Genomic DNA, 13,977 nt, shown 5'->3' with positions numbered 1-13,977 from the left:
GCGTACCTACAAATTCATTCGCTTTAGCTCTTTCACGGCGTAATCGGCGGCGCGGGCGGTGAGGGCCATGTAGGTGAGCGAGGGGTTCACGCAGGATGACGATACCATAGCCGCACCATCCGTGACAAACACGTTTTTTGCGCCCCACACCTGATTGTAGGCGTTCAGCACCGATGTTTTCGGGTCGCGACCCATCCGTGCTGCGCCCATCTCGTGAATGCCGATGCCCTGATTCTTCGTGTTGTCGTTGCGGGTCTTGATGTTTTTGAAACCGGCCGCGTCGAGCATCTCGGCGGCGTCGTTCATCATCGCCTTGCGCATCCCAACGGTGTTGTCGCCCCAGGCCGCGTCGAACTCGATGATGGGCAGGCCCCATTTGTCTTTTTTGTCGGCCAGTCGCATGCGGTTACTGGGGTCGGGTAGGGTCTCGCCGAAACCGCCGATGTTGAACTCCCAGCGGCCGGGCTTAGTCAGGTTGTCTTTGAAAGCCGGGCCGAAACCGGGTTGCGAGGCACCCGCCACCCAATCCTGCCGACCGCCGCGTCCCTGATAGCCAAAGCCCCGCACGAAATCGGTGCGCTTGTCGTCGGCCCAGTTGGCAAAGCGTGGAATGTAGATGCCATTGCCCCGCCGGCCATAGTAATACAGGTCCTGCATGCCGTCCAGCTCGCCCGACGCCCCGGCCCCCAGGTGGTGGTCCATCAGGTTGCGACCCAGTTGGTCGGAGTCGTTGCCCAAGCCGTTCGGGAAGCGTTTCGACGTCGACTGCATCATGATCCAGGCCGTGTTCATCGTCGACGCGTTCAGGAAAATAATCTTGGCGTAATACTCCTGATGCTGCTTCGTGTTCTGATCGATCACCCGCACACCAACGGCCTTGTTTTGCTGGTCGTCGAAAATGACCTGATAAGCAATCTTATCCGTGATCACCGTCAGCCGACCGGTTTTCATGGCAGCAGGCAGCGTAGCCGACTGCGTGCTGAAATACGCCCCGAACGGACAGCCGCGCACGCACAGGTTCCGGAACTGACACGACGCCCGCCCCAGATCGGTATGGATTTTCTGGGCGACGGATATGATGGCCGGGCGGCCGATCACGAGGTGACGCCCTTTGAAATGTTGCTCAATGCCCGCCTTCGCTTTCAGTTCGGCGCTGTTCATCTGCATGGGCGGCACAAACTCACCATCGGGCAAGACGGCGAGCCCGTCTTTGTTGCCCGAGATACCCGCGAAGCGCTCGACATAGGAATACCAGGGCGCGAGGTCTTTGTAGCGAATGGGCCAGTCGACGCCGTGGCCGTCTTCGAGGTTGGCCGTGAAGTCGCGCTCGTTCCAGCGGTAGCTCTGCCGCCCCCACACCAGCGACCGCCCGCCGAGGTGATAAGCCCGAATCCAGTCGTAAGGCCGTTTTTCGATATACGGCACGTCGACGTCACGCGTGAACATATGGCGCTGATCCTCACCCGGCTTCCCGCCCGACCGGGCGTTGGCCCAGTATTCTTCGGCGGCCCACAGCTCAATTTTGCCCCGGTGCGGAAACTCCCAGGGGTCTTTCATGGCCGTGGGGTAGTCTTCCACGTGCTTCAGGTCGGGGCCGCGCTCCAGCATCAGCACCTTCAGGCCTTTCTGCGTTAATTCTTTGGCGGCCCAGCCACCCGATATACCCGAACCCACCACGATGGCGTCGTAGGTCATGTCTTTTTTCGCGTCAAGATTCAGATTCATGAAAAATGAGTAGTCAGGCCTCTGTCTTCAGGGCGCTGTTAGTTGGCTCAGGTACGTCTGGACATCCTAACAGTGACTTCAAAACGGAGAACGGTGAACAGGTTTTGTTACGTTGCCCACGCTTTTTGGCCGGGTTTGAGTTTGACCACCCCCTCGTAGCGGCCGGGAATTTTTACGTAGTCCAGCGCCTGCGTGCAACCGATCTCCGAGCTGAAATAGCCCAGAATCGTCAGTTCCTTCATCAAGGTGAAGAAGGGCGTCAAGGGCGGGTTTTTCGCGGCATCTTTCACCACCACGCCGGTTTCGGCATCCACCAGCTTGGCCTCCGTCTGCTCGCTGCCCGCTGCGGCGACAGCGCTCAGGGTCGTTTCGGCGTCGGTAGCCAGCTTTTCCTGTTTGTTGGGCTTGCGTTTGGCTTCGGCCAGCGCCAGTTGCTCAAACTGAGTCAGGAGGGCGGTGCGCTGGTCGATGGGCAAGTCCACGAACCGTTTGCCGTAGGCTTTCTGGCTTTCCGCCTCTACCGCATTCAGCCCCTTCCGAAAATGAGCCTGTTGCGCGGATTTGTAGCAGTCTTTCAGGATCAGCTGAACGGTGTCGGGTACCCCGGCGGCTTTGGCGCCTGGAGTCGACGTAGCCGGCATAATCACCTCGGCGATTTCGGCCAGCAGCGCCTGTTCGTCGGGCTGTAGCGCGAAGTCCGACTGTGGGTACGCTCGGCGGCGGTGTGGCTGATACCCTTCCAGAATAGACGCCATCGACGGGGCCGACAGGGCGCTGCCCATCGCGATGGCAACTTGCAAAATGGCTTCTCTACGGTTCATATCTATGCAAAAAAGACTGGCGCCCGTTTATACTGAACGACGGCCAGCGACGCTGTTAAAGATAGCCTTATTCTCGCTTGGCAAGCACGGCCTGAGGGTACCCTTTTCCCGATCGGTTACGGTTAGTTCGCATCTAGCTCCTTACTTTTTACTTCCCTCACTTACCGAGCAGAACCCATCATCCACAAGTCATTGGCGTAGAATGACTTACTCAATTAATGAAAGTTTTTCCGTTAAAAATGAAACTTTCCTGCCTGTTTCGTTTTCTCCATACGTAAGGCTGCCAATACCCGAACGCATCACCCACTCATCCAGCGCAGGTGATCGGGTACGAGTCCGCCAGCTTATACCTTTTACACGCCAGCCGGTATGAACAACCCAGCGTCTTTTTTCGACAGGCCACGGTTACCTGTCTATCATCGAAAGCCCCTTTATCGGTCGCGCCCTTAGTGCTGGAATACGTTCCGGTCGTCCACTGCACACCTATCTTTTTGCCAGTAAAATCTACTTATTCTATCAATTAAATTACTCATTTTTATGAAAAACCGGTATGTACCTTTATCCGTCGTGCTGATGGGGTTGAGCCTATATGGCGTAGCCCAGCCGACAACGGTTGCCTTCCTGCATGCCATACCCCCCAGCGACGGTAACCACCCCGCCGCTACCCTACCGGGGCCGCAACGTACCCCGTATACACGTACCCCGGACGGACGGACCCAGCCGCTCAACCAAACCGTTGCCAGGCGCATTACGGGTCAGGTGCTCGACGAAAACAACGCGGGGTTACCCGGCGTGTCGGTGATCGAGAAGGGTACTCAGAACGGTACGTCGACCGACGCCAACGGTAATTTTGTGCTGAACGTGGCCGACGAAGCGACGACGCTCACCGTATCCAGCGTGGGGTACGTGACCCAAGACGTCGCCATTACCAACCAGACGACGCTCAGCATCAAACTCGTGCCCGACAACCGGACGCTGAACGAGGTGGTGGTGATCGGTTACCAGACAATCCGGAAACGCGACGTGACAGGGGCCAACGACGTCATCAACCCGGCGCAGTCGAACAAGGTAACGGCCAACTCGCTCGCCGAATCCATTCAGGGCCTCTCGCCGGGCGTGACCGTGCGCAACACGGGGGTTCCGGGTCAGCAGGCGTCGATCCAGATTCGGGGGGTAGCCAGCTTTCTGAATACCGACCCACTCTACGTCATCGATGGCATGATCGCCGACGCCAACCCGACCATCAACAACGACGACATCGAGTCGATTCAGGTGTTGAAAGACGCTTCGGCCGCGGCCATCTACGGTTCACGAGCGGCCAACGGCGTGATTATCATCACCACGAAACAAGGTCGCGAGGGCGCACCCCGGGTGTCGTTTTCGGCCAAATACGGCGTGCAGGACATATACAAGCGTTGGAACGTGACCGATGCCGCCGGGTTTGCCGCCCTGCAACGGCAGCAGTACCAGAACTCGGGCCAGACACCGCCCGCCAGCGTGGCCGAAGGGACGTTCAATCCGGCCATCAACACGGACTGGCAGGATCAGGTACTCCGCACGGGCAGTTTGCAGGACTACAACCTCAGCCTGTCGGGTGGGACCAAAACGGGAACGTACCTGATTTCGGGCAGCTATTTCAAGAATGCCGGGTACGTGATCGGCAGCGATTTCGACCGGGCCAGCCTGCGCATCAACACGCGCAACGAACTGGGCCGCTTTACCGTGGGCGAAAACCTGGTGCTGACCAACTCCAACATTCAGAACTTCCCCGCGGGCAACCCCATCTACGACATGGCCGGTTTTCTGCCGGTGATTCCGGTGCAGGACCCGCGCTACGTGAACGCCACCAACCCGCAGGGCTACGGCATCGGCACGTACCCAGACGCCGTGACCTACGCCTTTAACCCCGTCGCCGCCCGTAACCTGGCCAGCAACCGGAGCAATTTCGCCAAGGCCGTCGGGAACGCGTACCTGGATTTCAAGTTCGCCGACTGGTTGAGCTACCGCTTCAACGCGGGGCTGGAAGTGAGCTTCGACTACACCCAGAACCTGCGCCAGATTGGGGTGTATCAATACAATGCCGCCCCGGTACCGAGTTCAGTGGGTGAAGACCGGTCGCGGTATTACAGCCTGCTGTTTGAACACACCCTGAACTTCAACCGGGCGTTTGGCAAGCACAGCATCAACGGCGTGGTGGGCATCAGCCAGCAAACCGCCCGGCGCGACAACACCGCCGGGTCACGCACGAACCTGGCCACCTCGGGCGGCACCTATTTCCCGACGATCGACGCCGCATCGGGCATTTCCAACTCGGCCGGTGGCACGCCTACGTATTACAAAATTCTGGGGTATCTGGGCCGGGTCAATTACGCCTACAACGACAAATACCTGCTCACGCTGACGGGCCGGATCGATCAGGATTCCCGCTTCGGTGCCAACTACCGCACGGGCTTTTTCCCCTCGGTAGCCGCCGCATGGCGCATCAGTCAGGAAGATTTTTTCAAAGTCGACTGGCTTTCCGACCTGAAAGTGAGTGCGTCGTATGGCAAACTGGGCATCGTGGTACCGACCCTCGGCTCGTTTCCCTACACGGCTTTCATCAACAACAACCCCCGCGCCATTTTTGGGGTCGACCAAACCGCCAACGTGGGGGCCTATCAGGCACAGCTGGCCAACCCCGATCTGCGCTGGGAACAACGGCTGTCGCAGAACTACGGCGTGACGGCGTCGTTCCTGAACAACCGCATCACGGCCGAGATCAACTATTACAACTCGCTGTCGACGGACGCATTGCTGAACCTGCCGGTGCCGGGTTATCTGGGTAATTTGCAGGGTAACCCCTACGTCAATACGGCGTCGATCCGCAACCAGGGCATCGAGTTTTCGGCCACCTATCGCAGCAGCAACCAGCAGGATTTCAAATGGGATGTGTCGGGCAACTTCACAACGATCAAAAACCGGGTCGAGAACGTCGGCAATCAGGGCCAGAATATTGATTACATCCAGAGCGGCAACACCCGATCGCAGGTGGGTAGCCCTATTGGCCGGTGGTATGTGCTGAAGACGAACGGTATCTTCCAGACGCAGGAAGAGATCAACAACTACCGCGGGCCAAACGGCCAACTGATTCAACCCAACGCCAAACCCGGCGACATCCGGTACGTCGATCAGTTGACGGTCGACACCAACAACGATGGCATTCCCGATCAGGGCGACGGGCAGATTACGCAAAACGACGACCGGCAGTTTGTGGGCTCGCCCTGGCCGAAACTACAGGCGGGTGCTCAGTTCAACGGCAGCTACAAGGGTTTTAGCCTGAACCTGCAATTCCTGGGTATCTTCGGCTACACGGTCTACAACGACGTGCGCCGCGGCCTCGACAGCTACCAGAACACTAACTTCCGCGCCGACGTGAACCCGTGGTCACCGACCAATACTGGCGGCAACGACCCCCGTCTTGGCCTGGAAACCGGCGATCAGGGTATCGTTTCGAACAACTTCCCGTACACAGACCGCTGGCTTGAAGATGCGTCGTATGTCCGGCTGCGGAACGTCGAGATCGGCTACACCCTCCCCGCGGCGTTCCTGAGCCGGGTGAAGGTGCGGGGCGCGCGGGTGTTTGTCAGCGGGCAGAACCTGTTCACGGTCACGGGCTACTCAGGCCTGGACCCAGACATAACGGGGGCCAACATTCAGGAACGCGGCGTCGATAACGGGCACTGGCCCTCGCCCCGCGTCATCTCCGTCGGCATCACCGGCGATTTTTAACCAACCCTACTCACGTCAATCATGAATTTTACCATGAAAAAGATACTCATTTGTCTGGGTCTATCGGCCGTTGCCCTGCTGACGGGCTGCAACCGGAGTCTGGATATTGTCAACCCCAACCAGCTAACGGCGGAGTCGTTCTGGAAAACCGACGCCGATGCGCTGGCGGGCGTCAATGCCGTCTACAGCACCCTGCACCGGGGCGGTATTTCGCGCTGGCTGCCGTTCTACTACATCATCCGGTCCGACGAAGGGCGGAGCCAAAGCCCGGCTACCGACATCGTCAACAACATGGATCAGTTTCTGGTCACTGATTACAACTACGGGAACGCCTACGCCATCTGGAACGACAATTACATCGGCGTCAACCGGGCCAATCAGGTGATTCAGAACGTACCCAACATCGCGATGGACGAGACGCTGAAGAACCGCTACATCGGCGAAGCGAAGTTTATGCGGGGGTTGTTTTATTACCACCTCGTCACGCTGTTTGGCAACGTACCCCTGACGTTGCAGACGTCGGTGGTGGGTGACCGGCCCGCTTCGGCAACGATCGCACAGGTGTGGGCGCAGATCGAAAAAGACCTGACTGAGGCGGCGGCGGTCCTGCCCACAACCTACAGCGGCGGCAATCTGGGGCGGGCCACCAAAGGCGCGGCCTATGCCTTGCTGGCTAAGGCGCAGATGCAGCAGCAGAAATACACCGAAGCGCTCACGCCCCTGCAATGGCTGGCCGATGGCGAAGGCAAAGGCATCTACTCGCTGATGCCCAATTACCGCGACAACTTTCTGATCACGAGCGAAAACAACCGGGAGTCGGTGTTTGAATGGCAGTTCCAAGAAAACCCCGCCGAGTTTACGGATGATGACAGCCAGACGCCCAACCAGAACTACGGCACCTCGATCGCGCAGTTTTTTGGTCCCAGCGGCATTGGCTGGTCAGATGGCGAAGCCAATCGCTGGCCGATTTATGAGTTCAACGAACGCACTACCACCAACGCCCGCGACCCTCGCCTGGAGGCCTCGTTCCTCTTCGACTCGACCGACGTGCGCGGCCCGGCTTTCACCCAAATCTACGGGCAGACCTTCCTGCAACGGTACGGCACCACCAATAAGCGGGTGTGGTTCCGGAAGTTCCAGAACGACCACTGGAAGAACGAGGAAGGCTACCGCTCGCCCAACAACTGGCGGTACATTCGCTACGCCGACGTGCTGCTGCTGTATGCCGAAGCCCTCAACGCCACCGGCAAAACAACGCAGGCCTACGCCTATGTCGATCAGGTACGTCGGCGGGCGGGACTGCCTACGCTCACCGCCGCCCGGCCTGGCCTGTCGCAGGCGCAGTTTCTGGCGCAGCTCAAGCATGAGCGCGTGACGGAGCTATCGGGCGAAGGGCACCGCTGGAACGACCTGGTCCGTTGGGGCGATCTCGGCCCGCAGCTGGCAAGCCGCGACCCGGCCTTCTCGACCTTTGTGAAGGGCAAAAGCGAGCTGCTGCCCATTCCCCAGCTCGACCGCGACCTGAACCCGAACCTGACCCAGAACCCGAATTATTAACGCAACTGGTTTTTAATACATAGACACAGGGGGCAGTCAATAGTGCGTTCTTTGGTAAAAGCTTTTTTGTCATCCCGACGTCAGGAGGGATCTCAGCGTGTCCCATCTTGGGAGTTATGACACGCTGAGATCCCTCCTGACGTCGGGATGACAAAAAGCCGCTGTGTTAACAACTTCTCAACGATGACGAAATACCTTTTTCTGCTCCTTCCGCTTTATTTCCTTGCCTGTAAGTCGGGCGACAACGGATCGGGTACGACCACGCCGGTTGCGCCGGTCGATACAGTGGGCAAATTCAGAAACCCCCTCATCTCGCCCGCCCCTGACCCCTGGGTGACCTACCGCGACGGTTTTTACTACGTCATGCACACCACGGGCAACAACCTGCGCATCTACAAAACCGCCAGCATGAGCCGGCTCGGCGCTGCCCGGCCCGTTACCGTCTGGACGCCGCCCGCCACCGGCCCCAACTCGCGCGACATCTGGGCACCCGAGCTGCATCACCTCAACGGCAAGTGGTACATCTACTACGCCGCCGACAACAACGGCGTCGACGCCACGCACCGGATGTTTGTGCTGGAAAATGCGGCGGCCGACCCCACCACCGGCACCTGGACCGACCGGGGACAACTGAACCTGCCCGAGAACCGCTGGGCCATCGACGCCACGGTGATTCAGCTTAACAATCAGTTATTCTGCGCCTGGTCGGGCTGGGAGAATGACTTGGGCGGCTCCCAGCAACTGTACCTCTGCAAACTGACCAACCCGTACACAGCCGAAGGGGGACGTACCCGGATTTCGTCGCCCGAGCTAGCTTGGGAGCGGCAGGGGTTCGGCGTCAATGAAGGGCCGCAGTTTCTGGTGCATGCCAACAAGGTGTTCGTCATTTACTCGGCCAGTTTCTGCGGCACGGATCAATACGCGCTGGGTCAGCTTGCGGCCGATACGACGGCGAGTCTGACCACCGCATCCGTCTGGACCAAAGCGCAGAGCCCGGTCTTCGGCCCTTACGCCAGCGGCACCACCTACGGCGTCGGCCACAACAGTTTCTTTACCTCACGCGATGGGAGAGAGAACTGGCTGCTGTATCATGCCAACGCCGCGCCCGGTCAGGGTTGCGGCGATTTCCGCTCGGCCCGCATCCAGCCCTTCACCTGGAAAACCGACGGCACGCCCAATTTCGGTACACCCGTCAACCTGAACGATTACCTCAAACGCCCCTCCGGCGAGTAGTTTTGTGAGGTAACTGAATGTCCCCGACGGTTTTGTCATGCCGACGAAGGCGGAATCGTGACGCTTTCTTAGTTAAGCGTTGGGCTACTTTAAGATTCCTCCTTCGTCAGCATGACAAAACCAACCCCAGCCACCAACCGATCAACGTTACACCAGTCGCATGAAACGTACCCAGTTCCTCTTAACCTGCCTCACCACCGCCCTCGCCGCAACGGCCTGGGCCCAACCAGCGGTTATCCCCGGCGACTACCCCGACCCGTCGGTTACCAAAGTCGGCAACACGTATTGGGCGTCGGCCACGTCGTCGAACTGGTTCCCGGCTTATCCCCTACTCAAATCGAACGACCTGGTCAACTGGCAAACCGTCGGCAACATCTTCACGAAACTGCCCGATTGGGCCGATTACTACTTCTGGGCACCCGAACTCACGCAGGAAAGGGGCAAAATTTACGTCTACTACACGGCCCACAAGAAGGGCGGCAACCTGTGCGTGGCCGTCGCCAGCGCCGACCGGCCCGAAGGCCCCTACCGCGACCATGGCCCGCTGGTGGGCCAGCCCTACGGCTCCATCGACGGCTTTCCCATGCGCGACGAGTCGGGTAAGCTTTACCTGATCTGGAAGGAAGACGGCAACAGCATCCGGCAGCCAACGCCGATTTGGGCGCAACCCATGAACGAGGAGCGCACCGCCCTTACCGGCGAAAAACAGGAGCTTTTCCGCAACACCGCCCCCTGGGAAGGCAACCTCGTGGAGGGCGTCTCGATGCTGCGGCACGGCGATTATTTCTACGCCATCTACGCCGGAGCGGGCTGCTGCGGCACGGGTTGCACTTACGCGACCGGCGTGGCACGGGCTAAGAGTTTGCTTGGCCCCTGGGAGAAATACGCCCAGAACCCGATCCTGGCCGATGAGGGTGCCTGGCGTTGCCCAGGCCACGGTACGACCATTGAGAAAGCTGGCAAATTCTACTTTCTGTACCACGCCTATGATAAGCAAACCAACGTCTACACGGGTCGGCAGGCGCTGCTGAAAGAGTTTACCTTCACGGCCGACGGCTGGGTACGTTTCCTGCCCGAAACCACTTTGTTGGGTAACGTGAAACCCGCCCCCACCACACTCACCGACTCGTTCAAGGGCAAGACCCTCTCCGATGGCTGGCAATGGTCGGTGTTTAAGCAGCCGGTTTATCGGCTCCGCAGCGGGGCTCTTCACCTGACGGCCCAACCCGCCAAAGGCGGCAGTTCGGTGGCCCAACGGACACTAACGGGCAACTACACGGTCACGACGACCATCAACCGCAAACGCTCCACCGGACAGGCCGGACTGGCGGCCATTGGCGATGACGACAACGCACTGGGCGTATCAGTAACCGACCGCGCCGTTCAGCTCTGGAAGCTGGAACGAGGACAGAAGACCATCCTGACCACCCAGCCGATTCCCCGGTCTAAATCGCTCACCCTGCGCCTTACCGCGCAGCAGGGTCACCTGTTTTCGTTTGCCTACGCCACCAACGGCAAAACCTACCAACCACTGGCCACGCAGCCCGTCGACGGCACGTACCTGCCCCCCTGGGATCGGGCCGTTCGGGTGGGGCTCACGGCGGTTGGCAACCCGGATCAGCAAGCCGTTTTTTCAGATTTCGTCCTTCAGGCGACCCCGTTCTAAGCAATTTCTAAGGTTTGATTAAGCTGTTTCTAAACTACAGCGAGTTATTTACAAGTCAACCATCCGGGTTACCCCCTCCGATGCGCACCGCGTTCGCCCCCAGGCAGAACCCAGTGCGTACCGACGGACCGCCCGACTCTTCGTTATGCCTAGCTCAACGCAACTGCATTCGCCTGCCACCGACATCTCATTTTACTGGGAAGATACGGGGTGGGTGAATCCGCCTTTCGATGAATACCGAATTGCCGAACTGGATCTCCCTACATTCACCCAGTCAGGTACGTTGGATGCCGCCGCGCAGCAGGTGGTTTGCCTTAAAAAGGAAGGCATCAACACGGTGATTATCGCCGTTAGCCGCCTGGGGGCACCCGCCGGCAAGGCCCTGGAGCCAACCGACAAACTGGCGCAGCAACTCCGCCATTTTATCGACATCTGCCACTATGAGGGCATTGCCGTTTGTCTCGATGTCGACTACAGTCCATGGCAGCAAACCCCCGATTCGCAAGCGCGCATCATTGCCAATGCCCTGATGTGGTTCGGCGATTTTCACGTCGATGCCCTGCGACTGGCCGACAGCGAATGCCTGCCTAATCCCGATCAGACGCTGCGGTCCATGCGCCGCGCCCTGAACCAACTGACCACCCAAACGGGTCGGCAGTATTACCTGCTGGTCGACTGTGAAGCCTCGCCCGTGACGGTGCGCGAACAACCCCGGCAGAGCGGCGCCAGTTCTACGCAACGGTTCCTTTGCCCGGCCGATCAGCCCCAATCCGTTCAGGAAAACCCGGCCCCGACGCACCACACTTCCCGGTTGTCGGCGAAACGGATTTACCGCCGCGACTACCTGTACGACAGCCGGTTTGCTCGTCTGCTACGTACCTTCTTCGGCCGTAAAAAACCCGCTCTAAGCACTTTCTAAGGTTTAATTAAGGTCTGTTTAACGCGCTGGGGCGTCTTTGTTGGTATGTCTTATTCGTATCAACAAACTAACCATACCATGCCACAAGCGTTTAACCGACTGATTATCGTTTCGTATCGGCTGCCGTTTACAGTCCATCAGACGTCCGACGGGCCCGTGCTGCATCAGAATTCGGGCGGGCTGGTATCGGCGGTGCTGTCGATGGCCGAACGGCTGGGTCAGACCGACGGGCAACCGACCAAAATTCACTGGGTCGGGCATGGCGAATCGGTGCTACGCGAGGTAGACCCCGCCGTGCTGGAGAACGAAGCGTTTGTGGCCCACCCGGTGTTTCTGGACGAGGCCGTTAATCAGGGGTTTTACGAAGGCTTCAGCAACAACCTGCTCTGGCCGCTGTTCCATTATTTTCCGTCGTACGCCTCCTTTCAGGAAGCCGATTTTGCCCATTACCAGCAAGCCAACGGCCATTTCCGCGATGTGCTGACGAACCTCGCCCAGCCGGGCGATCTGATCTGGATTCACGATTTTCAGCTTATGCTGCTGCCTGAGCTGGTGCGGCAAGCGCTACCCGACGCCACCATCGGCTATTTTTTCCATATCCCTTTCCCGACCTACGAGATCGTGAAACTGTTGCCCCGTCTGTGGCGTCAACAGCTGATTCAGGGGGCGCTTGGGGCCGACGTGGTGGGCTTTCATACGCCCGACTACGGGCAGCATTTTCTGCACAGCGTGGCCGAAGTGCTCAACCTGCCCATACTGGAGCAGCGCGTGGTGCTGCCCGACCGGTCGGTACTGGTGCGCGACTTCCCGATCAGCGTCGATTTTACCAAGTTCGATGGCAGCGCCCAGACCGACACCGTCACCAGCATCCGGCAGCGGTACCAACGGCTACTGGGCCACAACCGGCTTATTTTTTCGGTCGACCGGCTCGATTACACCAAAGGCATCACCTACCGCCTTCAGGGCTACGAGCGGTTTCTGACCCAATACCCCGACTGGCACAACAAGGTTACGTTCGTGATGACGGTGGTGCCCTCGCGCGACCAGATCGGGCAGTATCAGGAGCTGAAACGGGAAATTGAAGAGACGGTGGGGCGGATCAACGGTCGGTTTGGCGGCATCGGCTGGCGGCCCATCGTGTATACCTACGCTTCGCTTACCTTCACCGAACTGCTCGCGCTCTACACCGCCTGCGACGTAGCCCTGATTACGCCCATCCGCGACGGCATGAACCTGGTCTGCAAAGAGTTTGTGGCGAGTCGATACGATCAGCGGGGCGCGCTCGTGTTGAGTGAGTTGGCGGGTGCCGCGCAGGAGCTGACCGATGCCATCATCATCAACCCAACCGATACACAGGAGGTGGCCGACGCCATTCAGCAGGGCCTCACCATGCCCGAACCCGAGCAGGCGTTGCGCATGAACCAGATGCGGCACCACCTGCAAAACCACAACGTATTCCGGTGGAGTCACGATTTCCTGGCGGCCATTGCCGATAGTCAGGCGCCCCGCCCCGCGCTGGAAACCAACCTGCCACTCGACACCTTCAGTCAGGCGTTCGGGCAGGCTAGTTGTCGGCTACTGCTGGTTGATTTCGACGGCACCCTGGCCCCCATCGTGAATAATCCGGCCGATGCCCGCCCGTCGGCCACGCTGCGCCTGACGCTCAACGAGCTGGCCCAACACAGCGACCTGGTGGTTATCAGCGGGCGAAACCGGGCCTTTCTGGAAAAAACCTTTGCCGGGCTGCGGGTCTATCTGGTAGCCGAGCACGGCGCTTTTCTAAAAAAGCCGGAGCAATCGTGGGAGACCCTCGACCTCTCGACGCCCGACTGGCTGGCGCCCATCCGCGACACCCTCCAACAGTACGTGCGGCAGTTTCCCGGCTCGTTTGTGGAAGAGAAAGAAACGGCCATTGCCTGGCACTACCGCATGGTCGACGCCGACGACGTGGAAGCCCGGGCGGTTGATCTGGCCACCACCCTGCGCGGGTCGGCGGCGGTGGTGCCGCTCAGCGTCATTCAGGGCAGTAAGGTGGTGGAGGTGAAACCGGCGCAGCACAGCAAAGGCACGGTGGCCCTCGCCCTGACCGAACAGAAGCCCTACGACTTCATCATGAGCATCGGCGACGACACCACCGACGAAGATATGTTCCGGCAGTTGCCCAACTGGGCTTACACGCTGAAAGTGGGGCCGGGGCCGTCGTTTGCCCGCTACCGGCTGGCCCGGCAACCCGACGTCGAAACGCTGCTCCGGCAGATGAGCGAGGTGCTCACCCCGGTGCTGTAGCC

The 13,977-nt window shown here is 59.4% G+C and carries 8 protein-coding genes; 6 read left to right on the top strand and 2 right to left on the bottom strand.

The annotated features are described in order from the left end of the window. Positions 1-6: 6 nt before the first annotated feature. Together FAES_RS14110 and FAES_RS14105 are read right to left on the bottom strand one after the other, a co-directional pair. The gene (locus FAES_RS14110; RefSeq protein ID WP_015331903.1) at positions 7-1,725 is read right to left on the bottom strand and encodes a GMC oxidoreductase; all 1,719 of its coding nucleotides are present in this window, start codon (positions 1,723-1,725) and stop codon (positions 7-9) included. 107 nt (positions 1,726-1,832) lie between these two features. Beyond that, complete coding sequence (locus FAES_RS14105; protein WP_015331902.1) at positions 1,833-2,546, bottom strand: gluconate 2-dehydrogenase subunit 3 family protein; 714 nt, start codon at positions 2,544-2,546, stop codon at positions 1,833-1,835. A 537-nt stretch (positions 2,547-3,083) separates the two neighbouring features. On the opposite strand from FAES_RS14105, the gene FAES_RS14100 reads away from it, so the two are divergent. The 6 genes from FAES_RS14100 (at position 3,084) to FAES_RS14075 (ending at position 13,975) form a co-directional block, all read left to right on the top strand. After that, positions 3,084-6,314: a SusC/RagA family TonB-linked outer membrane protein gene (locus tag FAES_RS14100; RefSeq protein WP_015331901.1), complete on the top strand. Its 3,231-nt coding sequence runs from the start codon at positions 3,084-3,086 to the stop codon at positions 6,312-6,314. A gap of 33 nt (positions 6,315-6,347) precedes the next feature. Beyond that, complete coding sequence (locus tag FAES_RS14095; protein WP_041258957.1) at positions 6,348-7,871, top strand: RagB/SusD family nutrient uptake outer membrane protein; 1,524 nt, start codon at positions 6,348-6,350, stop codon at positions 7,869-7,871. Positions 7,872-8,054: 183 nt separating this feature from the next. Next, positions 8,055-9,104: a glycoside hydrolase family 43 protein gene (locus tag FAES_RS14090; RefSeq protein WP_041257879.1), complete on the top strand. Its 1,050-nt coding sequence runs from the start codon at positions 8,055-8,057 to the stop codon at positions 9,102-9,104. A gap of 160 nt (positions 9,105-9,264) precedes the next feature. After that, a complete protein-coding gene (locus FAES_RS14085) occupies positions 9,265-10,770 on the top strand; it encodes a family 43 glycosylhydrolase (protein ID WP_015331898.1) in 1,506 nt (501 codons plus the stop codon). Between the two features lie 145 nt (positions 10,771-10,915). Then, positions 10,916-11,689: an alpha-amylase family protein gene (locus FAES_RS14080; protein ID WP_015331897.1), complete on the top strand. Its 774-nt coding sequence runs from the start codon at positions 10,916-10,918 to the stop codon at positions 11,687-11,689. Positions 11,690-11,767: 78 nt separating this feature from the next. Then, entirely contained in the window at positions 11,768-13,975 is a 2,208-nt protein-coding gene (locus tag FAES_RS14075) for a bifunctional alpha,alpha-trehalose-phosphate synthase (UDP-forming)/trehalose-phosphatase (RefSeq protein WP_041257878.1), read from the top strand. Positions 13,976-13,977: the final 2 nt, after the last annotated feature.

It is taken from the genome of Fibrella aestuarina BUZ 2 (assembly GCF_000331105.1).
GTDB classification, from domain to species: Bacteria; Bacteroidota; Bacteroidia; order Cytophagales; family Spirosomataceae; genus Fibrella; species Fibrella aestuarina.
This window is presented reverse-complemented; position numbering and strand designations above follow the sequence as displayed.